This is a genomic window from Nesterenkonia xinjiangensis (genome assembly GCF_013410745.1).
In the GTDB taxonomy this organism is placed as follows: Bacteria; Actinomycetota; Actinomycetes; order Actinomycetales; family Micrococcaceae; genus Nesterenkonia; species Nesterenkonia xinjiangensis.
On record NZ_JACCFY010000001.1, the window covers coordinates 792,120 to 814,923 of the forward strand.

General features: G+C 66.9%; 20 protein-coding genes and 1 pseudogene. 12 read left to right on the plus strand and 9 right to left on the minus strand.

Features of this window, described 5'->3' with window-relative positions; all coding sequences use genetic code 11:
- Positions 1–23: 23 nt before the first annotated feature.
- Positions 24–950, minus strand: a complete 927-nt coding sequence (locus HNR09_RS03650) for an SDR family oxidoreductase (RefSeq protein ID WP_179540813.1) — start codon at positions 948–950, stop codon at positions 24–26.
- A 231-nt stretch (positions 951–1,181) separates the two neighbouring features.
- Here HNR09_RS03650 and HNR09_RS03655 point away from each other — a divergent pair, with 231 nt between their 5' ends.
- The 5 genes from HNR09_RS03655 to HNR09_RS03675 all read left to right on the plus strand — a co-directional run bounded on the left by HNR09_RS03655 (position 1,182) and on the right by HNR09_RS03675 (position 6,365).
- A complete protein-coding gene (locus HNR09_RS03655; protein WP_179540814.1) occupies positions 1,182–2,831 on the plus strand; it encodes an acyl-CoA carboxylase subunit beta in 1,650 nt (549 codons plus the stop codon).
- 46 nt (positions 2,832–2,877) lie between these two features.
- Complete coding sequence (locus HNR09_RS03660) at positions 2,878–3,141, plus strand: hypothetical protein (RefSeq protein WP_179540815.1); 264 nt, start codon at positions 2,878–2,880, stop codon at positions 3,139–3,141.
- A gap of 4 nt (positions 3,142–3,145) precedes the next feature.
- Positions 3,146–3,853 carry a Maf family protein gene (locus HNR09_RS03665; protein ID WP_179540816.1) on the plus strand — a complete coding sequence of 236 codons (708 nt, stop codon included), beginning with the start codon at positions 3,146–3,148 and terminating at the stop codon, positions 3,851–3,853.
- Positions 3,854–3,899: 46 nt separating this feature from the next.
- Positions 3,900–5,705, plus strand: a complete 1,806-nt coding sequence (locus HNR09_RS03670; protein WP_179540817.1) for an acetyl/propionyl/methylcrotonyl-CoA carboxylase subunit alpha — start codon at positions 3,900–3,902, stop codon at positions 5,703–5,705.
- A 282-nt stretch (positions 5,706–5,987) separates the two neighbouring features.
- Positions 5,988–6,365 carry a hypothetical protein gene (locus HNR09_RS03675; protein ID WP_179540818.1) on the plus strand — a complete coding sequence of 126 codons (378 nt, stop codon included), beginning with the start codon at positions 5,988–5,990 and terminating at the stop codon, positions 6,363–6,365.
- Positions 6,366–6,646: 281 nt separating this feature from the next.
- Here HNR09_RS03675 and HNR09_RS03680 read toward each other — a convergent pair whose 3' ends face one another.
- The 6 genes from HNR09_RS03680 to HNR09_RS03705 all read right to left on the minus strand — a co-directional run bounded on the left by HNR09_RS03680 (position 6,647) and on the right by HNR09_RS03705 (position 12,670).
- Positions 6,647–7,489: a phosphatase PAP2 family protein gene (locus tag HNR09_RS03680; protein ID WP_218881877.1), complete on the minus strand. Its 843-nt coding sequence runs from the start codon at positions 7,487–7,489 to the stop codon at positions 6,647–6,649.
- Between the two features lie 20 nt (positions 7,490–7,509).
- Positions 7,510–8,139, minus strand: coding sequence for a bifunctional 4-hydroxy-2-oxoglutarate aldolase/2-dehydro-3-deoxy-phosphogluconate aldolase (eda, locus tag HNR09_RS03685; RefSeq protein WP_179540819.1), 630 nt, complete (start codon positions 8,137–8,139; stop codon positions 7,510–7,512).
- Positions 8,132–9,643, minus strand: a complete 1,512-nt coding sequence (locus tag HNR09_RS03690) for a mannitol dehydrogenase family protein (RefSeq protein ID WP_246348707.1) — start codon at positions 9,641–9,643, stop codon at positions 8,132–8,134. The genes eda and HNR09_RS03690 overlap by 8 nt, the downstream gene beginning before the upstream one ends.
- Positions 9,640–10,611, minus strand: a complete 972-nt coding sequence (locus HNR09_RS03695; protein WP_179540820.1) for a sugar kinase — start codon at positions 10,609–10,611, stop codon at positions 9,640–9,642. Before HNR09_RS03695 ends, HNR09_RS03690 begins: the two co-directional genes overlap by 4 nt.
- A gap of 5 nt (positions 10,612–10,616) precedes the next feature.
- A complete protein-coding gene (gene manD / locus HNR09_RS03700) occupies positions 10,617–11,828 on the minus strand; it encodes a D-mannonate dehydratase ManD (protein WP_179540821.1) in 1,212 nt (403 codons plus the stop codon).
- A gap of 116 nt (positions 11,829–11,944) precedes the next feature.
- Positions 11,945–12,670: a GntR family transcriptional regulator gene (locus tag HNR09_RS03705; protein ID WP_179540822.1), complete on the minus strand. Its 726-nt coding sequence runs from the start codon at positions 12,668–12,670 to the stop codon at positions 11,945–11,947.
- Between the two features lie 181 nt (positions 12,671–12,851).
- Between HNR09_RS03705 and HNR09_RS03710 the strand changes: the two genes are divergently transcribed.
- The 4 genes from HNR09_RS03710 to HNR09_RS03725 are packed head-to-tail and all read left to right on the plus strand — an operon-like array spanning position 12,852 to position 16,786.
- Positions 12,852–13,889: a zinc-binding dehydrogenase gene (locus HNR09_RS03710; protein WP_179540823.1), complete on the plus strand. Its 1,038-nt coding sequence runs from the start codon at positions 12,852–12,854 to the stop codon at positions 13,887–13,889.
- Positions 13,890–13,922: 33 nt separating this feature from the next.
- Complete coding sequence (locus HNR09_RS03715; protein WP_179540824.1) at positions 13,923–14,924, plus strand: TRAP transporter substrate-binding protein; 1,002 nt, start codon at positions 13,923–13,925, stop codon at positions 14,922–14,924.
- A gap of 4 nt (positions 14,925–14,928) precedes the next feature.
- Positions 14,929–15,477, plus strand: a complete 549-nt coding sequence (locus HNR09_RS03720; RefSeq protein ID WP_179540825.1) for a TRAP transporter small permease — start codon at positions 14,929–14,931, stop codon at positions 15,475–15,477.
- A 13-nt stretch (positions 15,478–15,490) separates the two neighbouring features.
- Entirely contained in the window at positions 15,491–16,786 is a 1,296-nt protein-coding gene (locus HNR09_RS03725; protein ID WP_179540826.1) for a TRAP transporter large permease, read from the plus strand.
- Between the two features lie 82 nt (positions 16,787–16,868).
- Here the strand turns inward: HNR09_RS03725 and HNR09_RS03730 are convergent, their stop codons facing one another.
- Both HNR09_RS03730 and HNR09_RS03735 read right to left on the minus strand, forming a co-directional pair.
- On the minus strand, positions 16,869–18,500 hold the full coding sequence (locus HNR09_RS03730; protein WP_179540827.1) for a PH domain-containing protein: 1,632 nt from the start codon (positions 18,498–18,500) through the stop codon (positions 16,869–16,871).
- Positions 18,497–18,997, minus strand: coding sequence for a PH domain-containing protein (locus tag HNR09_RS03735; RefSeq protein WP_343047437.1), 501 nt, complete (start codon positions 18,995–18,997; stop codon positions 18,497–18,499). Before HNR09_RS03735 ends, HNR09_RS03730 begins: the two co-directional genes overlap by 4 nt.
- 615 nt (positions 18,998–19,612) lie before the next feature.
- Between HNR09_RS03735 and HNR09_RS03740 the strand changes: the two genes are divergently transcribed.
- The 3 genes and pseudogenes from HNR09_RS03740 to HNR09_RS03750 all read left to right on the plus strand — a co-directional run bounded on the left by HNR09_RS03740 (position 19,613) and on the right by HNR09_RS03750 (position 22,600).
- Positions 19,613–19,870 (plus strand): hypothetical protein, encoded by a 258-nt coding sequence (locus HNR09_RS03740; protein WP_179540828.1) that lies wholly within the window; start codon positions 19,613–19,615, stop codon positions 19,868–19,870.
- 348 nt (positions 19,871–20,218) lie between these two features.
- Positions 20,219–21,413, plus strand: a pseudogene (locus HNR09_RS03745) (IS3 family transposase).
- A gap of 203 nt (positions 21,414–21,616) precedes the next feature.
- Positions 21,617–22,600, plus strand: a complete 984-nt coding sequence (locus HNR09_RS03750) for a hypothetical protein (protein ID WP_179540829.1) — start codon at positions 21,617–21,619, stop codon at positions 22,598–22,600.
- Positions 22,601–22,804: the final 204 nt, after the last annotated feature.

The following is a 22,804-nucleotide window of genomic DNA, read 5'->3' on the forward strand; positions in this document are numbered from 1 at the left end:
CCTGATGCCCGGAAGATCGCCCCTCAGAGGAAGATGTCCGGGATCAGCTCGCGCCCGTGCTCCACAGCGTAGTCGGAGAGGTCCTCCACCCCCGCGGCGGCGAGCACCTGCTCATCGGTGAGGAACTCCCCGCTGCGCCGTCCGGCCGCACCCGAGAGCAGGGCCAGTGCCGCGTGGGCGACGACGGCGGGGGTCCGCGCCGCGCGGACCATCTCCTCGCCGCCGGGCATGGCACGGATGGCGGCGGTGTCGATGAGCGTGGCGGGCCACAGCGAGTTCACATCCACCCCTGTCCCGGAGAGTTCCTGGGAGAGCCCCAGAGTGGTCATCGACATCCCGTACTTGGCCATCGTGTAACCCAGATGACGGCCGAACCACTGCGGATCCAGGCGACCCTCGGCGTCGGTCAGCGGCGGCGACAGGGTCAGGACCTGCGCGTGCCGTCCCGCGGCGGCGGCCTCACGCAGATGCGGCATGGCGGTCTTGGAGAGGTGGAAGGTGCCCCGGACGTTGATGTCGTGCATCAGGTCGTAGCGCTTCATGTCCAACGCCTCGATGGTGGAGAGATCGATCGCCGAGGCGTTGTTGATGATGATGTCCACGCCGCCGAACTCCGCCTCGGTGGTCTCCACGGCACGGACGACGTCGGCGTCCTCCCGCAGGTCCCCGACGATCGCCAGTCCACGGCCTCCTGCGGCCTCGACGTCGGAGACCGCCGAATGCACGGTCCCGGCGAGCTTGGGATGCGGGGTGTCGGTCTTGGCGAGCATGGCGATGTGTGCACCTCGGCCGGCCAGGGCGACGGCGATGGCGTGACCGATGCCCCGGCTGCCGCCGGACATCAGCACGCGGGCGCCGTCCAGGTCTCGGTCGCCGAGGATCTCAGCGGGGATCCCGGTGAGGGCGTCTGCGGGGGCGTCTGCGGGAGTGGATGCTGCGGACTCAGTCATGCCCCCAATTCTACTCATGGGTAACCCTCATATGTCACCTGCGTCACACTCGCGTTCCGCCCCGGGCCCAGCCTTGTAGGGTTCCTACAGCCGTCGGCCGACCTGAGCGGGCTAGACTGGCCGCTGGATTGTAGAGTTCCTGAAGGATCCGGCAGCGACGCGACCGCGCACCAGCGCACCCTGTGACGCTGCCGTCCGCCGACCGCCGGAGAAAAGGGTTCCCCACGGACGATGAGCACCTCCCCCCGCACTGACGCCCGCGCCAACGCCGACGGCCGCACCGCCCCGAAGCCCGGCGCCGAGCACGATCAGTCCACCACCGCCGGCAAGCTTGCCGAGTTCCGCCGCCGGCGGGACCTCACCCACGCCCCCGCGGGAGAGGCGGCAGTGGAGAAGCAGCATGCCCGGGGCAAGCACACCGCCCGGGAGCGCATCGAGATGCTGCTGGACCCCGACTCCTTCGTGGAGCTCGACGCCCTCGCGGTGCACCGGTCCACCTCCTTCGGCATGGAGAAGAAGAAGCTCCTCGGCGACGGCGTCGTCTCCGGCTACGGCACCATCGACGGACGCATGGTGGCCATCTTCGCCCAGGACTTCACGGTCTTCGGCGGCTCGCTCTCCAAGGTCAACGGCGAGAAGATCGTCAAGGTCCAGGAGTTCGCCGCCCGCAACGGCTGCCCGGTCATCGGCATCAACGACGGCGGCGGCGCCCGGATACAGGAGGGCGTGGCCTCGCTGGCCATGTTCGCCGACATCTTCCGGAACAACGTCCATTCCTCCGGCGTGGTCCCGCAGATCACCCTGATCATGGGCCCCTCCGCCGGCGGCGCCGCCTACTCCCCCGCGCTGACCGACTTCGTGATCATGGTGGACAAGTCCTCGCACATGTTCATCACCGGTCCCGACGTCATCAAGTCCGTCACCGGTGAAGACGTGGACATGGAGACCCTCGGCGGGGCTCGCCAGCACAACACCACCACCGGCACCGCCTCCTACCTGGCCTCCGACGAGGAGGACGCCCTCGAGTTCGTCAAGGAGCTGCTGGAGTTCCTGCCGCTGAACAACCTCGCCGAGGCCCCCGTGGAGCCCCACGAGGACCGCGCCAAGATCGAGGCCGAGGACGAGGCGCTGAACACGCTGATCCCCGATTCGGCCAACCAGCCCTATGACATGCGCGTGGTGATCGAGCAGATCCTCGACGAGGGCCACTTCCTGGAGCTCCAGGCGCTCTACGCCCCCAACGTCACCATCGGCCTGGGTCGGGTGGAGGGCCGCAGCGTCGGAGTGGTCGCCAATCAGCCCGCGCAGCTCGCCGGGACCCTGGACATCGCCGCCTCCGAGAAGGCCGCCCGCTTCGTGCGGTTCTGCGACGCCTTCAACATCCCAATCCTCACCCTGGTGGACGTGCCCGGCTTCCTGCCGGGGACCGACCAGGAGTTCAACGGCATCATCCGCCGCGGCGCCAAGCTGCTCTATGCCTACGCGGAGGCCACGGTCCCGAAGATCACCGTCATCACCCGCAAGGCCTTCGGCGGCGCCTACATCGTGATGGGCTCCAAGAAGCTCGGCGCCGACGTCAACCTGGCCTGGCCCACTGCGCAGATCGGCGTGATGGGCGCCCAGGGTGCGGTGAACATCCTGCACCGCCGGGAGCTGGCCGCCGTGCAGAAGGAGGGCGGCGACGTCGAGACCCGCCGCCAGGAGCTCATCGACGACTACGAGTCCGAGCTGCTCAACCCGTACCAGTCCGCCGAACTGGGCTACATCGACGCCGTCATCGAACCCGCCGAGACCCGCTGGCAGGTCACCAAGGCGCTGCGCGCGACGTACCACAAGCGCGAGGCGCTGCCCGCCAAGAAGCATGGAAACATCCCGCTGTGAACGGGCGGAGCGCACAGGCATCGACGTCGCGGAAGGAGACCCGAGCATGACGGTCGTCCCAGAGGACCCCGGCAGCGAAGAACCGGTGCAGGAGCAGGCTGTCCTGCAGGTCGGCGGCACCCCGCTGAGCATCGAGGAGCTCGCCGCGGTCACCGCCGTCATCGGGCGGCTGGCCACTGCGGAGCCGGTGGCCGACGTCAGCGCCGGCACCACCGGCCCGCGCGACCGCACCCTGCAGCGCCGCCGCCACCTGGGTCTGTGGGGCCGCCCGGGCACAGACTCCTGGCAGCACGCGGCAGGACTGAGGTGACCCGATGAGCAGCGCACATCGTGACCGAGCGCCCCGGCTGATCCTCGCCTCCGCCTCCCCGAGCCGCCGCCAGATCCTCGAGGCGGCCGGCCTCGACTTCGAGGTGGTCGTCTCCGAAGTGGACGAACCCGCCGTCGTCGCCTCCGCCGTGGAGGCCCTGGGGCCGCTCTCCCCCGCCGAGGAGGCCCTGCTGCTGGCCCGCACCAAGGCCGAAGATGTCGCCTCCCGGGGCGCGGCCCGCGGCGCCCTGGTGCTGGGCTGCGATTCGGTCTTCGAGCTCGACGGCGTGGCCTACGGCAAGCCCTATGAGATCGAGGTCGCCGTGGAGCGCTGGCGGCAGATGCGCGGGTCCACCGGCACACTGCACACCGGCCACTGGCTGGTCGACGCCGCGAGCGCCACCCGCACCACCGGCTCCAGCTGGCTGGGGCAGCAGCCCGGCCATGACGGAGAGCTGCAGGCCGCAGGAGAGACGGTCTCCACCCGCATCACCTTCGGCCGCCCCACCGATGAGCAGATCCGCACCTATGCGGAGTCCGGAGAGCCCCTGAACTGCGCCGGCGCCTTCACTCTGGAGGGTGCGGCGGCGGAGTTCATCGAGCACGTCGACGGCGACCGGGAATCGGTCATCGGCGTCTCACCCGCCGCGCTGGCCCGGCTCCGTGCCCAGCTGGAGAACGGGCCGGTCCCCCAGCCCGGATCCAGCAGCTGAAGTTTTTGCCGCGTCCACCCCGACTACCAGGAGTGCAGAAGAGACCATGACCGAGTTCAGCAAGGTGCTGATCGCCAACCGCGGCGAGATCGCGGTCCGCGTGATCCGTGCGGCCCGCGACGAGGGGCTGTCCACTGTGGCCGTCTATGCCGATCCGGACCGCGACGCCATGCACGTCACCATGGCCGACGAGGCCTACTCCCTCGGCGGGGCCACGGCCGCGGACAGCTACCTGGTGGTCGAGAAGCTCCTGGAGGCCGCCCGCGCCACCGGCGCCGACGCCGTCCACCCCGGCTACGGGTTCCTCTCCGAGAATGCCGACTTCGCCCGCGCCGTCACCCGGGCCGGGCTGACCTGGATCGGACCCACCCCGGAGGCGATCGAGACCCTCGGCGACAAGGTCTCCGCCCGGCAGCTGGCCGAGAAGGTGGGCGCACCGATGGCACCCGGCACCAAGGAACCGGTGAAGTCCGCCAAGGAGGTCATCAAGTTCGCAGACAAGCAGGGGCTGCCCATCGCGATCAAGGCCGCCCACGGCGGCGGCGGACGCGGCATCAAGGTGGTCCGCGAGCACGAGGAGATCGTGGAGCTCTACGACTCCGCCGTGCGTGAGGCCACCGCCGCCTTCGGCCGCGGAGAGTGCTTCATCGAGCGGTTCCTGGACGCCCCGCGCCACGTGGAGACCCAGTGCCTGGCCGATGAGCACGGCAACGTCGTGGTCGTCTCCACACGTGACTGCTCCCTGCAGCGCCGCAACCAGAAGCTGGTCGAGGAGGCCCCGGCCCCATTCCTGAACCGCCAGCAGAACCGGCAGCTCTACCGAGCATCCAAGGCGATCCTGCGCGAGGCGGGCTACACCGGTGCCGGCACCTGCGAGTTCCTGGTGGGCCGGGACGGCACAATCAGCTTCCTGGAGGTCAACACCCGCCTGCAGGTGGAGCATCCTGTCTCCGAGGAGGTCACCGGCATCGACCTGGTCCGTGAGCAGTTCCGGATCGCCCGCGGCGAGCGGCTGGGCTACGACGACCCGGAGATCCGCGGTCACAGCATCGAGTTCCGCATCAACGGTGAGGACGCCGGTCGCAACTTCATGCCCGCCCCGGGCAAGCTCGAGCGCTTCGACCTGCCCACCGGGCCCGGTGTGCGCGTCGACTCCGGAGTGCGTGCCGGCGAGACCATCTCGGGGGCCTTCGACTCCATGGTCGCCAAGCTCATCGTCACCGGCGCCACCCGCGCCCAGGCCGTCCAGCGTGCGCGTCGGGCGCTGGCGGAGATGACCATCGAGGGCATGCCCACCGTGCTGCCCTTCCACCGCCGGGTCCTCGAGGACCCGGCCTTCGTCCCGGAGCTCGCGGCCGAGGAGGGCGGGCACGGACACCGGAGGGCGCCGGCGTCGTTCTCCGTGCACACCCGGTGGATCGAGACCGAGTTCGACAACACGATCCCTCCGTACAATCCGCTCTCCGCCCACGCCGACCCGGATCACGAGGAGGAACGTGCCTCGGTGGTCATGGAGGTCAACGGCAAGCGGGTGACCGTCGGCCTGCCGGCGTCGCTGGCCGCCGGGAAGCTCGCCACCCAGGCGGGCAGAAAGCGACGGCGCAAGTCGCGCAGCACCGCGGCCGCCGGAGCCTCCGGTGACCAGCTCACCTCGCCCATGCAGGGCACCATCGTGAAGGTGCAGGCCAAGAACGGGGACAAGGTCGCCGAAGGCGACCTGATCCTGGTCCTCGAGGCCATGAAGATGGAGCAGCCGCTGACGGCCCATAAGGCCGGCAAGATCAAGGGGCTCAAGGCCGAGCCGGGCGCCTCCGTCGGTGCCGGGGAGGTCCTGGCCACGATCGAGGGCTGAGCACGGCGCCTCATCCCGTTGACTCCGGAGGGATTGTCGCTAGACGTCGCGTCAGCGCGTGTGTTCCGACCGTTCCTCCGGGGTGGCGCTGTCTCTGGTCTGGGCAGGGCGGGGCGTGGTCTCCACGTCTCGCGCAAGCTCTCCGAGGATCGGAGACACTGACCTCGACAGGTTCAGCCACAAGTCAGACGCTGTCGAGTCGACGTGCATTTTCCGGGACAAGTCTTGTGACAGGAACATTCCCGCTTGATGCCTGTGTCGACACGAGAGGAGCTCCGGCTCATGAAAACTCCAGCACGTCTTGCTTGCACGTTCGCCGCCCTCGGGATGATGTCATGGGGAATCGCGCTTTCAGCTCCTGCTGCTTCCGCGTCGAGCTGCCATGGAGTCAGTGACCGGGAACAAGTGGCCGCGAGTGAAGCACATGTCTGGGCTGACTCCTGCGCTGTCGACGGTCTCATCGATGACTACAGGCTCGTGAGTCAGACGACCGGTGACGTCACCTCGATCCTCAAGAACCCCATAGGGACCGTCACCACTCAGGCCTACGGCTGGTGGGCCGACTGGAACGCAAGCAAGCTCGAAGACTGCGCCGCTGCCGGCACTGGGGTCAAGTGGTGGGAAGCCAATGGCATCATCGGCAGCTGCGAAGCACAGTGAGGCCCCAAGGGCCGTCATCGGCGCCTCCTTCGGCGTCTGACTCAATGCCGGGTCCATGGGAACCGGTGAGGATCTCAACCTGTGGCAGATGCTGCTCTTCCTCAGTGTCGGCATGACCCGGATGGGGCTCTTCCCCACCACCACCCGGTACACCGGCTCCGGTGTGCACTACTACGCCTGCTCGGGGCCGCGCTGCCCCCTGTTCGCCGCGACCTGGCTGGTCCAGAATCATGGGATCCACCCCGTCGGTCTCTATCTGGCGACCCTCGGGGCGCTCACGCTCACCGCGAGTCCGTGTCGGCCCCTGCGGAGCGCGCCGCAGGTGCGACGTCACGTCGGTGCCACAACCCCCAGAAGGAGAGGATGGAGAGTCCCGCGAAACCGAGCGACAGCACACTCGCCCCCAAGTAGGCGTTGTAGTCCCACACCTCGTCGGGTGCGGAGAAGTCGATGCCGCGACTGAAACCTGCGCCCCAGAGGAGTCCACCCATCGCCAGGGTCAGCGCGGTCAACCCCATGATCAGGACGGCGAGGATGACACGTCCCCGGAACGTCCTGCCTCGGTATCGGACCACGCGGCCGCGGCGGGCAAGCCACCACGAAGACAGGCAGGCACATAACAGTGCGACCGCCATGGCACCGAGGGTGTCGCTGAACCTGTGCCACTGGGCGGTGATGGTGTACGCGCCGATGCTGAGGGCCCACGGCGCTGCGAAGAACATCATGATCCCGCGCATCCGGTAGGGCACGACAAGGATGAGCGCGAAGATCACCGTGAGCGCGATGGTGGTGTGGCCGCTGGGAAAACTGTTGTGCGCATGGCCGGCGGCGTCCACCAGTTCTGGCCGAGGCAGGATGAACCGCTTCAAGAGCTGTGTGATCGCCTGGCTCAGGACGATCAGCCCGGCACCCGCGACCGCCAGGTCCACCCTCCTCCGCACCAGCGCGATCGTCGCCACAAGGAGCGTCAGCGCCGCGAGAGAGACCATGGTGATGGCGTGCAGTTCCACGTTGGCGCTGACGAAGTCCTGGCCGCTGACCTGGTCCGCACCGCGCAGCGCGGCGTTCTCCAGGGCCTGGCCCTGTGGCGTCCACACCGCGAGCAGATAGCTGCCTGCCAGCACGACCGCTCCGGCCCAGGATCTCAGCCGCCGAGCTTGGCGGCCTCGGCTGCTCGGCGCCTGATATCGTCCCAGTCCCCTGCGGCGAGCGCGGCCTGCGGTGTCAGCCAGCTGCCTCCGACGCAGGGCACGTTCTTCAGCTGGAGATACTCCCGCACGTTGCCCAGGCCGATCCCGCCGGTGGGACAGAAGGTGACCTCCGGCACGGGCCCGGCGACGGCTTTGAGATAGGGCACGCCGCCGGCGGCTTCCGCCGGGAAGAACTTGAGCTCGGTGATCCCGGCGTCCAGCGCGTCCATCACCTGACCCAGGGTGGAGACGCCGGGCAGGCACGGGACACCGGAGCTGGGGATCCATGTCAGGAGACTCTGTGAGAGACCGGGAGTCACCAGGAACTCCGCCCCGGCCTCCAGCGCGTCCTCCGCCTGCTGCGGATTCAGGACCGTGCCGGCCCCCACCAGCATGGAGGGCACATCCGCCGCGATGCGGCGCAGGGCCTGCAGACCCTGGGGCGTGCGCAGAGTGACCTCGATGATCGGCACGCCACCGTCCACCAGCGCCTGCGCCACAGGCACCGCCGCCTCGACGTCGTCGATCGTCACCACGGGGATCACCGGCGACGCCGCCAGGACCTCTCGAGTGTTCTCAACCATCTGCGCTGCTCCTCTCCTCTGACCTGCGTATGATCTCGGATCTCAGGGCCTCGTCACCCGTGCGCAGGATCCTCACCCATTCGACGATGACGCGCAGCAGCTCATCCCGCTCCAGCAGGTCCTCGAACAGACCGGCGACCCGGAGGACCTCTGAGACGGAGCTCTCAGCGCCCTCCGCCGCCAGACCCTGCCGACGCATCTGTTCGGCGAGCGGGTCCGCGACATCCTCTTCGCGGCCATGGAGGACGTGGTGGACCCAGGCGCCCACTGCCAACGACGCCCACTGCGGTGTCAGGCCGCGGTCCAGGCACCGTGTGATGGTCTCGCCCAGCCGGGGACCGATCTTCAAGGAACCGTCGGAGCCGACCTTGGCCGTCGTGTGGCCCAGCGACTCGTTCGCGAACCGGTGGAGCACCTCCTCGCCGTAGGCCTCTCCGTCGACGCCCTGCGGGAGCTCCAGTGTGGGCAGGACCTCCAGCCGATACATCTCGCGGCAGGCACGAGCGAAGGCCTCCTCCTGCACGGCATCGTTGATCGTCGGCGCCCCGACGCACAGCCCCAGGGAGGCCAGCAGGGTATGTCCGGCGTTGAGCATCCGCAGTTTGGTGTCCTCCCACTGCCTCACCTGATCACTGAACGTGGCTCCGGCGAGCTCCCACTGCGGCCTCCCACCGGGGAAGTCGTCCTCGATGATCCATTGGGTGAAATGCTCACCGGGCACGGCACCTTCATCGGTGAAGCCGAGGGCCCGAGCCGCCTGCTCCACGGTCTCGGCCGTCGGCTGAGGCACCATCCGGTCCACCATCGTGTTGGGGAAGCTCACCGAATCCTGGACCCCGGCCAAGAGCTCCTCAGTCCCGTCCTCGGGCAGGGCCCGGATGAACGAACGCACGGCCTCACGCGTCAGCTCCCCATTCCCGGGGAGATTGTCGCAGGACAGCACAGCCAGTGGCCCGGCATCGCGCCGGTGGCGCAGCTGCAGCCCCCGGACGATCTGCCCGACGGCGGTCCCAGGGGCGCGACCAGCCAGGTCAGCCTGGATCTCCGGGTCGGCGCAGTCGATCCCGTGCCCCGCGGCGTCGAGGCGATAGCCCTTCTCCGTGATCGTCAGGCACACGATCCGCGTCTGCGGATCGGCGATCAGGGCGACCACCGCATCGGACTCGTCCGGGCCGGAGAGCACCTCGTCGACGCAGGTCACCAGCTGGACTCCGGTAGCGCCGGGGCCGACGTCGACCACGCTGTACAGCCCGTCCTGCGGGTTCAGCTGCTCGGCGACGGTGTTGGACCGCTGAGTGACTCCGACGACCCGCCACTGCTGACTCGGGTCCTGCGAGCGCAGCTCGGCCAGTTCGGTGTACAGGGCAGTGTGGGCACGGGCGAACGCCCCGAACCCGAGATGGACGATCCGCAGGCTCTGCTGCCCCTGGACGCCTGCGGCATCAGGTGTGAGGGGCAGGAGACCTTCCTCACGGGCGGCGGGACGACTGAGCCGCGGCATCATGGGGCTCCTTCCTCAGTGATCGACGCAGTGCGGAGGTGCTCCCGGGTCTGAGCGGCCGTGGGGACGAATCCGGTCCCGCCTCGGCCACCCACCACCAGGGACGCGACGGCGGCACCCCAGCGAACCGCGTCGGGCAGGGTGTCCCCCAGCACAGCACGGGCCGTCGTGGACCCGAGGAACGCATCGCCGGCCCCTGTCTGGTCGATGACGTGGGGAGCCGGAACAGAGGAGATCCACCGCGTTTCTCCGTCATGGAGCAGGTAGATTCCGTCGGCACCACAGGTGACCGCGACGTTGCTCGCTCCCATCGAGGTCAGGGCCTGTGCCGCGGCGTCGGGGGACTCGGCGTCGAGCAGATCTGAGGTCTCACCCGGAGAGGAGGGGGTGACCAGCCAGCTGAGCGGGGCGAGCTCCCGGAGCCGTCGCCGCGCATCCTCCAGGCTGCTCAGCCGGGGACGGTGGTTCGGGTCGTAGACGAATCGCCGGGCGGCGGCAGCCGCGACGTCGACGGCCTGCGCCGCAGTGTCGGAGATCGCTGCTATGATGCCGCTGGCGATCACCGCCCCCGCGTTCCGAAGGACTTCCAGGTCGAGGTCTTCGGGCGAGAGCGTCGACCCGACGCTGTGCGAGCGGGCGTAGGAGAACTCTCGGTTCCCCTCAGGATCGCTGTGGACGAAGTATGCCCCCTGCTGTCCCGGCCGCTGGCGCAGCAGGTCTGTGGAGACGCCGAGCTCTTCGATCCTGCGCCGCACGGCCTGCCCGAGCTCATCCTCACCCAGGACTGAGATGAGCCCGACCTCAGCACCGGCCGCCGCCGCAGCGGCCGCCACGTTCAGGGCGTCGCCGGAGACGCCCAGGCGGGCCTCCACGCCGTCGTCGAAGGCAGCCTCCGTGGCCACCTCCACCAGGACCTCGCCGAGGACGACGACGTCATAATGCCTCCGGCCGCTGGGCGCAGCTGCTGTCATGTCGTTCACCAGTCGTGCACCGTCCCGTCCAGTCGACGATTGATCGGCAGATACTTCGGGTCGTAGGGATGCCGCGCGGCGGCCTCCTCGTCGAAGGTGACCCCGATGCCCGGCGCGTCCCCGGGGTGCGCGTGCCCCTCGGAGATCGAGTAGGAGACCGAGAAGACCTCATCCGCCGGGGGCCGATGCCCCATGTACTCCTGGACACCGAAGTTCGGGATGCTCATGTCGACGTGCAATGCGGCTGCGAACGAGGCCGGGGAGAGGTCTCCGGCTCCGTGGGAGCCGGATCTGACCCCGTAGAGGTCGGCCAGGGCGAAGATCCTGCGCAGGTGGGTGATGCCTCCGGCGTGTGAGACGGAGGCCCGGATGTAGTCGATGAGGCGCTCGGTGATCAGCTGCTGGCAGTCCCAGATGGAGTTGAAGACCTCTCCCACGGCCAGCGGGGTCGTCGTGTGCTGCCGGATGGTGCGGAAGGCGCTCTGGTCCTCTGCCGGTGTGGGGTCCTCGATCCAGAACATCCGGTGGGGCTCCAGCGCCTTGCCCAGACGAGCCGCCTCGATGGGACTCAGCCGGTGGTGCACGTCGTGGAGCAGGTGGGTCCCGTAGCCGAACTCCTCACGGATGGAGGCCACCATCTGCGGCGCGAAGTCCAGATAGGGAGCCGTGTCCCAACGATCCTCCTGGGGGCGGCTTCCGCTCGCCGGCTCATAGATTTCTCCGCCCGGAGCAGGGATGCCGTAGGTCTTCTCCAGCCCGGGGATCGCCGACTGGACGCGGATGGCTTTGAAGCCCTGGTCCAGATGGGCCTGGAAGTCTTCGTGGAGGTCGGCCAGAGTCTCCCCGCTGGCGTGGGTGTAGAGCATGACGCCGTCCCGTGCCGCACCCCCGAGCAGCTGGTAGACGGGCATGTCGGCAGCCTTGCCCTTGATGTCCCACAGGGCCACGTCGACGGCGGCGACGGCGGTCATCGTCACCGGGCCACGCCGCCAATAGGCCCCTCGGTACAGGCACTGCCAGGTGTCCTCGATGCGGCGCGCGTCCCGCCCGATCAGCAGCGGGCACACATGGTCCCTCAGGTAGGAGGCGACCGCGAGCTCCCGGCCGTTGAGCGTGGCGTCACCGATGCCGGTCAGCCCGTCCTCGGTCTCCACGATCAGCGTGACGTAGTTCCGACCGGGGGAACTGACCACCACCCTGGCGTCGATGATTCTCATGCTTCAACTCCTCATAGGGGCAGGGCATCGGCGCCAAGAGACCACCGACGCCTTGTATGTCAGCACTTGTATACCAGACGTGTCAAGGTGACCCCTCCCGAAAAGGAGGGCAGGACTCAGCCCTGGGGAGACTCCCAGACGTACGCGGGACGCCGCACCGGACGGGCTGTGCTGTCCCCGATGAAGAGCTCCGGAGACTTCGCACGGATCGCCTCGATGTCGTCGAAGACCACGCGCAGATGAGCAGCCAGCCGTCGCCCCGCCTCCTCGAACCGACCGGCCACCACGGCATCGAAAATCGACCGGTGCTCCTCGACGAAGGAGTCGACCCGTGGCATCTCCTGGATCCCCAGCATGCGGGCTCGATCCAGGTGCCCCTTGGCGCTCGCCACGGTGGACCAGGAGCCCTCATGGCCGGCCAGCGCCATGAGTCCGCGGTGAAACTCCTCATCCAGCACGAAGAAGCGCCGCACATCTCCTCCGACGTCCGACTGGTCCGCAAGGTTCTGCCGCAGCCGCTCCAGCACGCCGTCGTCGAAGGGCTCGACGAGAGTCCGGAGCGAGGCAAGCTCCACGGCCTCCCTCAGGAACTGGGCCTCCGCCACTCGCCGCGGATCGACCCGAGAGACGAAGGTCCCGACCTTCGGGAAGACCTCGACGAGGCTCTCCTTGGTCAGCAGGAGGAGCGCCTCGCGGATCGGGGTGCGGGAGACCCCCAGCGCACGCGACAGCTCATTCTCGGAGATCGCCGCCCCTGGAAGCAGCTCCAGATCGATGATCCTGCCGCGGATCTGGTCGTACACGTGATGTCGCTCAGACCGACTCATACCCTGCTTCACCATTGCCACAGTCTACGACTCACCACCACTCACCCATTCCTCCCGACCGACTTGACATCCCGATGACTCACGTCACATCATTCTTCCATACTAGAACTTGAATACAAGTTCGAGGAGGAGTCTCCGCGCCGTGCAGAGAGCGCCACGAGACGACCCCGCCCGCATCAAAGCACAGAGGAGCCACGTGAAAGCAGCAGTCGTACACGGCACCCGGGACCTGCGCGTCGACGAGCGTCCCTCTCCCACTCCGGGCCCCGGAGACGTGCTGATCGCTGTGGAGTGGGGCGGGATCTGCGGATCTGACCTGTCCTACTTCTCCCGGGGCGCCTCAGGGACAGCCGTCCTGCGGCACCCTCTGGTGCTGGGCCATGAAGTCGCCGGGCGCGTGGTGGATCGAGGGCAGGACGTACCGACCGCGCTGGACGGCCAGCGCGTGGCCGTGATGCCGGCGTCCCTGCCGGACGGGGTCGAACTCGATGACGTGTGGGCGCACCGCAGCAACCTGCACCCCGAACTCCGCTACCTGGGCTCGGCGGCCCATGATCCGCACACCGACGGAGGCTTCCGTCAGCTGCTGAGCGTGCCCGCCGATCAGGCGCTGCCGCTCCCGCACTCGGTCGACACCCGGCGAGGCGCTCTGGCAGAGCCGCTGGCCGTGGCCCTGCACGCCATCAATCGGGCGCGCGAGGCCTCCGGAGCCCTCTTCGAATCGGCCGACGTGGTCGTCAACGGCTGTGGCCCGATCGGCCTGCTCCTCATCGCGGCGTTGACCAGACGAGGAGCTGGGCGCGTCGTCGCCGCGGACATCTCCTCCTCGAGTCTGGCCCTGGCGTCACAGATGGGTGCCGACGAGCTCATCGACCTCTCGCAGGGGCTCTCGACGCCAGAGGCTCCGGTCGTCTTCGAGGCCTCCGGCGCACCTGCGGCGCTCGAAGGCGCCCTCGCAGGCACCTCACGAGGAGGAACCCTGGTCCAGGTGGGCAACCTCCCCAAGAACCCCGCCCCCGCAGTGCTCGGCGATCTGATCTCCCGGGAGATCACCTGGATCGGTTCGTTCCGCTTCCGCGACGAGATGCCAGACGCGATCGAGCTGCTGGGTGACGGCCTCGATGTGGACCCGCTCATGACCCATGAGTTCGACCTCTCGGAGGCGCATCGGGCCTTCGAGACCGCGCTGGATCCAGCAGTGGCCTCCAGCAAAGTCATGCTTCGGATCCAGTGACAGCCCCGGCCCGTCAGACCTAGAGGAGCCACCATGAAGAAGTCAGCGTCCGCGATGGCTGTGCTGGCGATCGTCGTACCCCTCGCAGCCTGCGGCGGAGGGGACGACGAGACCACCACCATCACCCTCGCCAATGTGTGGGACATCGACCACCCGATGTCCCAGGCGGTGGACGAGGTGTTCACCGCCCAGGTGGAGGAACGCTCGGGAGGCGCGCTCCAGGTCGACACCTTCCACGGGGGAACGCTGGGCAGCGAGGATGAGCTGTGGGACAGCGTCCGGAACGGCTCCATCGACGCGGCCATCATCGGCTCCGGGATGAACCAGGAGTATCCCACCATGCTGATCTCCGACTGGCCCTTCCTCTACCGGGATCTCGAGCACGCCCAGACCGTCTGGACGACGTCGGACGTGGCGACAGACCTCGCGGAGGACTTTCACGACCAGTTCTCCTCCACTCAGGTCCTGGCCTGGGGGCCGAACAGCGCCAGGACGTTCTCCTCGAACCGGCCGCTGGAGTCCGTCGAGGACTTCGCCGGTCAACGGATCCGCATGCCCGGGAACCCGATCCACCTCGAGATCGCCGAGCTCTTCGGGGCCAACCCTCAGGTCATCCCCTTGGGGGACCTCTTTACGGCCTTGGAGACCGGCGTGGTCGACGGGCAGGACAACGGAATGGTCACTCTCATCGGCGAGGCACTCTACGAGGTCCAGGACTACGTCTACGAGACGAACCACATCACCGCGGTGCTGCCCTTCGTCACGAACGACCATTTCCTGGAGGAGCTCTCGCCCGATCACCGGGAGATCGTGAGGGAGGCCGCCGCCGACACGGCCGCGGCCGCGTGGCAGAACTATCTCGACGGCATCGAGCACGAGGTCGAGTTCCTGGAGGAGAACGGCGTCACCGTCACCCAACCCACCGAGGAGGAACGGGAGCAGATGATCGACAGACTCGCACCTCTCTACGAGGACCTCTACGACGAGCACGAGTGGGCCGAGGACCTGGTCCACGAGATCGAGGCGGTGGAGTGAGCCCATGACCTTCAGAGCCGCCACAGAACGCGCGATGAGCACCCTGTTCCGCGCGATCGAGATCATGATGGTGATCTTCCTGATCTCGATGGTCCTCTTCGTCTTCCTGAACATGGCACTGCGGTATCTCTTCGACTCCGGACTGGTCTGGTCAGAAGAGATCGCCCGGCTGTGCTTCATCTATCTGGTCTATCTCGGTGCCGTGGGCGCCTTCAGGGAGAACCGGCATCTGGGCATGCACACCCTGTTGGAACGCGTGCCCCTCCCCGCGCAGAAGACCCTGTACACCATCGTGCAGCTGATCATCATCTGGGTCATGGTGCTCCTGGTCAGCGGCAGCTGGGACCTGGTGGTGCAGAGCATGGGCGATCGCTGGGTCGCGACTCAGTATCCCCGGCCGCTGATCTACGCCATCGGTCTCATCACAGGCCTGGCCATCTCGCTGATGGCGCTGATGAACATCCTCAGGCTGTTCGCCTTCAAACTGACGGTCGCTGAGCTTCTGGCCATCCCCGATGACGACACCGACCTGCTCCGGCAGGCGGCGAACTAGGACAAGGAGTTCCATGCCTGCTCTGGCACAGATGTTCGGGTACCTCTTCGGTGCCATCGCCATCGGAGTCCCCATCGCCTTCGCCCTGCTCTTCTGCGCGATGGTCACCGGCATGCAGCTGGGCAGCGCCGCTGACTCCCAGGTCATGGCGGCCCAGCTCATGCGAGGCACCGACTCCATCGCCATGATGGCTCTGCCGTTCTTCATCCTGACCGGCGAGCTCATGAATCGCGGCGGACTCACCCACCGCATCATCGACCTCTGCAAGGCCACGGTCGGCCGGGTCCGTGGCGGGCTCGGCTACGTCACGATCATCGCCTGTCTTCTGTTCGGAAGCCTGGTGGGTTCAGCCGTCGCCAGCACCGCGGCCCTCGGTGCCATCCTCATCCCCATGATGGCCAAAGCCGGATACGACCGGGCGAGGTCGACAGCCCTGACGGCGAGTGCGAACCTCGTCACCCCCGTCATGCCTCCCTCGGTCCCGCTCATCGTCTATGGCGCCACCGCGGGGGTGTCGATCCAATCGCTGTTCCTCGGCGGTCTCGCCCCGGCGCTGTACCTGACGCTGACCATGTGCGCAGTGTGGTTCGTCATCTCCCGCACGAAGGAGAACGTGCAGGAGGCGCCGACGGAGCCGCCCACCTTCACCGAACTGTCCAAGCTAGCCCTCGGGGCGTTCTGGGCGCTCCTGCTTCCGGTGATCATTCTCGTGGGGCTCCGCGGAGGCGTATTCACCGCCACCGAGGCCGGCGTCGTCGCCGTCGTCTACGCGACGATCGTGGGTGGGGTGATCTACCGCGAGCTCTCCATCCGGACCCTGTTCGAAGCCCTGCGCTCCACAGCCAAGATGTCCGCGGTCGTCATGTTTCTCGCCGCCGCCGCGCAGGTGCTCGCCTACTACATGACGATCTCCGGCCTGCCCGACATCATCACGGACACCTTCAGCGGGCTGGCCGATAACCCGACGCTGCTGGTCATCAGCCTGATGCTGTTCGTCATCCTCATCGGCACCGTCCTGGACGTCATTCCGACGATCCTCATCGTCACCCCGATCGTGGTGCCGCTGCTGGAGGCCGCCGACGTCGATCTGGTCTACTTCGGCATCATCTTCACCCTCGCCAACGTCATCGGGCTCATCACTCCACCGGTGGGGCCCTCGCTCAATGTCGCCTGCGCGGTGGGGAAGGTGAAGATCGACCACGTGATCAGACCGGTGCTGCCCTATCTGCTGGCCCAGACCTCGCTGGTGCTCCTCATGGGGCTCTTCCCCGAGATGATCATGGTCCCGCTGGAGTGGTTGAGCCCGTAGCAAGACCGCCGCCGGCGCCGCCCGCGCCGATCTCATCACGCGTGAGAACGACCCGCCCCTCCCCCAAGGCCTGACCAGCAGGCTAGCGGTCTGGCACGAGAAAGGGGTCGAGGAGCCCCGGGGCCGCCTGCACTGCGAACTCCAGGCTCTGCCGCCGTTCGATGTCCGGGGTGTCGTAGCCGCCCTGTCCCGCCGCGGTCATCGTGGAGACCGTGCGCAGATTCAGCCGCCGCTGAAGCAGTGATTCCCGGATCACTATGGTGCTCACCGATGAGCGCTGGAGGACGGTGGTCGCTCGGCTCAGCAGTCCTGAGCGAGTGATGACATAGCGGTCTGTGATCGTGTGACCCAGTGCTCGATAGGCGAGGACCGCCGCCAGCAGGCTCGCCGGACCGAAGGCCGCCGTCGCCCAGATCACCTCGTAGGGGAGCACGTCGCTGACCGCGAGCCAGGTCAGCAGCGCACCGAGGCCGACGGTGAGCCCGCCAGCCCACCACAGTCGACGTCGCAGCGCTCTCCAGGGATGGGGCCTCAGGTGCGCGTGGAAGGGGTTCTCCGGGTCGCCGAGCACCTGTCCAGCGACTTCTCTGGTGCGGGAGATCGGGCCGCGGGGCAGGATCGCCGCGGGTTCTGACATCGACCACACATCGAGCCCGGTGGTGAGCACGCTGGTGTCGCTCACGCCCATCCAGCGCCACAGCACCGGTTCCGAGATCTGGGCTCCCCGAATCCGATTCTCATCACGGTTGACCTCCCGAGTGGTGAACAGGCCTCTTCGGGTCCGCAGCATGGTGCCGTCTCTGCTGCGGATCCGAGCCAGTTCGAAGTTCCAGTTCTCGGCGAAGTAGTTGATGCCAAGACCAACGGCCCCGAGTGCTCCGACGACGACCACCGCGATGAGCGTTGTGCCGACCCAGCCGATCGAGTCCCAGTCGAGCAGCCCGACGACGAAGCCGTAGAGGTCCACACCGACAGTGCTCAGCAGCCAGAGGGCACCCCAGCCCAGCCCCAGAGCCAGGACGTAGGCCCAGATGGTGAACATGTTGTAGATGCACCAGCTCGGTTCGAACCGAGCGAAGATTCTCAGCGGCTCATCTGCTTCGGGAGCAGCTGCCGGGCTCTCATGACCGGCCCCGTCCTGCGCCGTCGTCCGGCGGTGCTGTGAGGAGAGTTCCGAGTCCACCGACGCCTCGAGGACTTCTGCGGGTCCTTCAACCGCGCTGAGCAGGCTGTGCTGAAGCCTTCGAGCATCCTCAGCGCTGAGGGCGTCCAAAGACAGCGCGGACTCCCCCGCCGAGGCTTGCTGGCCGGCCCCGATGTTGACCACCCGCATCCTCGCCAGCCGGTGACGCAGCTTCGCTTCGACATCCACGCTGCGGATGCGGTCTCGTTGGATCGAGCGATGCCGCCGCAGGAAGACTCCGGTCTTGAGCTCGACGTAGGTCGGCGTCACCCGAAAGCGTGTGAAGACCCACCGCAGCCCATCGGCGACGGCACCCAGGACCCCGAACGCTGCCAGAGCTATCAGCGGCCAGATCTGCCCGGCGGAGACATCGATCCCGAAGCCCCAGATCGCCACCATCGGCGGCACGATCGACACGATGCTGATGACCAGGTCGACCCAGATGATGCGGACACTGAGCCGATGCCAGGTCGTCGCGGGAGCATCGCGGGAGGCCTGGACTTCAGCTGGGTGAGGCGGCGACAGGCTCATGTGCCGTCCCCGGGGATCTGCTGAGTCGCCTCGGTCAGCTCTTCGGCCAGACGGGCTGCTGTCCTCTGATCAAGGCCACCGATGTCTATGGCCCCGTAGGACGAGGCTGTGGTGACTCGCAGCGTGGACAGTCCCAACAGCTGCTCGAGAGGTCCGCGCAGAGCGTCCACGGTCTGCACGCGGGCCAGCGGCGCTGCTCGCCATTCCCTCACCAGCCAGCCGCTTCGAGCATAGACCGCATCCTGGGTGGTCTCCCAACGGTGGACCCGGTACCGCCAGAATGGCTCCACTGCCACTCCGACGATGAGCAGGAGAGCTGCAGCCAGGACCACCAGGATCAGCCAGGGACGGGCGGCATCCCACCACACGTAGGCCACGATGGCGGCGGCGAGGATCGGCACGGCCAGCACCAGAGACTGCAGCATCCACCACCCGATGGCGCGCTTCTCCAGCTGATTCTCCGGCGGGCGCAGGGACAACGCGGTGGGGCCGACCACTGATCCCTCCCCAGAGGGTGGGTCGTCGATCGTCGAAGTCCGGGGAGCCCCGTCACGGGCGCAACTGTTCACTCCTTCACCCTAGGACGCGCCTCTGCTCGGGCGCCCCTGCTGATGGTCATGACTTCGGTGCGCCCGCCCGAGCGGGTGTCTCAATGAGAATTCTCTATCTGCCGACCGCCTCCTGGCGACGAGGCGGAGGCGATGTCGACCTGTGGGGCCGGAAGACGTGGGGATGGGGCTGACTCCGCTCCGCTGAATGAAGGCCGGCACACCCCCGCCGTCGCCGGTCTCCGGGAGGATCGGAGACTCTTGGCAGGCACAGACGGATCGCGCCATGCCGCCGCCTGCGTTCATCTGGCCGACGAATCGCACCTCGTGCATCACCCAGGACGTCGATCCCCATTGGGCCGGTATCGCGGGCGGACAGAGGGCCATCGACTCGCTACTGACCGAACCACGTCTCGACGCTGTTCAGGTCGAGGCGAATCAAGAGATGCCCTTCTACCACTAGCGGCGCCCAGAATGGCAGTCAGCAGCTCTATACAGTAGGAGCGGAGACGTTGTGATCGGCGAGTCCGAGGTTCACCAAATCCGACGGCAGGAGGAGCCTGAATGAAGCAGTTCACACTGAACCATCACGGCCTGAACTTAGTGGTGGAGGTCGACCAGGGAGCACTGTTCTGGTACCGAGTACGGCTCATCATAGACAACGATGTCGCCGACGAACGCAACCTCTTCTGGGGAACCACACGGCTCCGGGCGAACCACGCTCAACCTGTGACTGTAGATGTGACGGCAGGTTTTTTCGGAGCCAGGAGAGTCGTTCTCCGCGACGGCACCCAGTCAGTCGCCTTCACCAAGGACCGGTGAGACGACCGCCCCACGTCTATGAGGTCGGTGCGGCCTGATCAAAACCGGCCGATAGTCACCACCAGAGGAGCGGAGCCCCTGCGACGGACCAGCGTGAGGGGACGCTTTTGGCGGTCAGCCGCAGGGGCTCCTGTATCACTCGCACCTTGATGAGGTAGTAATCACGCTATCGGTGGCCACTGGCAGGAAGCCGCACGTGGGCTCTGAGTTCACTGAAGACTCAGTGGTTCCGGCTCCCAGAACCAACGCTGTCGGTATGCGGCCGCGTTCAGGAACTCCCGGATGGAAGAGGGTGGGTGAAGCGCCCTGGCTTTCGTTCCGACCTACTTCCTCAAGGAGGGTCGGATCATGCCCCTGAAGTACTCCCCTGAGTTCAAGGCCCGTGCGCTGCAGCTTATCGAAGTGAGGATCCAAGCCGAGCAGTGCTCAGGCTGGGTCGCCTGCACCGCGGTAGGTGAAGCCCTCGGCGGTATCTCACCCCACACCCTGCGCAACTGGTGGAAGCAGAACCGCATCGATCAGGGCCTGGCCCCCGGAGTGAGTAGCGAGGGCTCAGAAGAGATGCGCCGGTTGCGCAGAGAGAACCTCGAACTACGCCGAGCCAACGAGATCCGGCGGAAGGCCTCGGCCTTTTTCGCAGCGGAACTCGACCGCCCCACGACGAAATGATCCGGTTCATCGACGAACACCGCGATCGCTCCTTAGGTCAAGGCGATCTGCCGCACCCTGCGTGCTACAGAGCATGGGTTCATCACCTCCCGCGGCTACCGCTCCGCGAAGGTCCGCCCACCCTCGGACCGGGATCAACGCGCAGAACTACTCCGTTTACGGGATGAGGAAGATGCACCGCGCCATGGGCCATGCTGGCTGGGACGTGGGACACGACCAGGTCGCCCGCCTGATGAAACGTGCCGACCTTCGCGGCATACGCCGCGGCCGGAAGCCAGTCACGACGAAGCCGGCGACTGAGCCGGATCATCGTCCTGACCTGGTGGAGCGCCAGTTCGTCGCTGAGCGTGCTGATCAGGTGTGGGTCGCTGACATCACCTACGTGAGGACACTGGCGGGGTTCTGCTACGCCGCGTTCATCACGGATGTCTACTCCCGGAAGATCGTGGGGTGGGCGATCTCTGCGAGCCTGCACGCCACCGGGTTGCCGCTGCTCGCGCTGGAGCATGCTCGGCTGAGCACAGGTGCCACCCGGGACCGGCAGGGCCTGATCCACCACTCGGATCGAGGCAGTCAGTACGTGAGCCTGGCCTACTCGGATGCCCTGATCACCGCCGGTGTCAAGGCTTCTGTCGGGACCGTGGGCGATAGTTTCGACAACGCTCTGGCTGAGGCGGTCAACGGGCTCTACAAGGCCGAGCTCATCCACTCGAATCGCCTCTGGGAGTCCACCGAGGCCGTGGAGCTGGCCACCATGGGGTGGGTGCATTGGTGGAATACCCTGCGCCTGCACGAGGCTCTGGGCTACTCCACCCCGACCGAGGTCGCAGCCACGGACACTCACGACCATGACGTAGCGCCCGTTGCGTCCTGACCCCGGAACGAAACCCAGGGCGCTTCAAGTCGCCATGGAACACGTCCCACAACCAAGGAACTGGGACGGTCACAGCTGAATATAACGGACTCGCTCTCAAGCCATGAAAAGCCCAAACCACCCCTGGCAAGCCCGGTTGGCGTCATCGCTTTGGAGGGGTAGATCGAGGGCGTAGGTGTTAATGCGTGTGAGACGATCGGGCGATGGATTCTCCAGATAATTCTCCTCAGATCGGTTCAGTTGACGTTGAACGCGACGCCCTCAACAAGGGGGGTGCTCAACTCGCGCAGCTCATCGAGGATCTGGGCTTCAAGCTGGACACGGAATCGGCCTCCGGTGCGCCCACCGATGGGTGGCGGGTCCTTCGACGCCATGCGGGCAGGGCGACTCTGCTGGGTACTCCCATCAGCAGTGAGGGAGATAGCTGGCGTCTAGCGACCGTTCAGCTCGACACCGGGGCCGGTATCGTTCGGGTGCACCCCGAGACGGCACGGCTTCGACCCAGCAGAGCAGACCGACGGCGCCCTCTCGAGTTGCGCTGGCCCGCCTTGATGGAGACGGGCAGTGACCTAGAGGATTTCGCGATCGACATCGTCAACGTCGGCTCCACCCGGTGGCTTCCGAACGATGACACGTTCTACGTCATCGGTATCTTCACAAAGCCGGGCGTGACAAGTTTCGACTATGGCGTGGTGAGTTCGGGGAGCTCGAAGGCGGTGCCGCTAGACCCGCAAGAGTACGCCCGGGTGCCAATACACATCGACCCCAAGACGTGGGCCGATCTCGAACCGGGCAACTACGACCTCCACACGGTACTCATCGGACTAAATCTTCACGGCACCGTTCCCTTGCGCGTCAGCGTATCGGCCGAGATCATCGCCCGGCACGTCGCTCGGGCGCCGCGGCCTCGACGCACGGTGGCCGAGCGACGGAGGTCGGTCGAATCTCAGATTGATCAGTTGCGCAGTCTCATTTCGGCCGGGGCCTCCCTCGCGCCTCTGGCTCAGGCTGTGTCGTCATCGGCAACAGAAGAGGATGCTCTTGTTCGAATCCGAGACCTCCTCGTCTGTGACGAGCAAACAGCGCAGACCATATATGGGTCCTCGCTCCGGGAGCTTCGCCCAGGAAACGCCGCAACCTTGCAGCAGCAGATCGACGAGCTAGCTCGGCATCTCGACAAGACGTGACCGAAACCGTCTTCTACCTGCGCCAGACCTCGAACCGTACGATCCCTAGAGGAGCATTTGCTTGACGGGTTCGGGAAACAGTCAATGAGCTGGGCAAAGCATACCGCTATCGATACTCCTTTCGCCTGGGAGCCCGTGCACTTGCTTCGAGGACAGCTCGTCACTCAGACGCGCTACGAGTGATGGGAACAAGAGAGAGAAGCC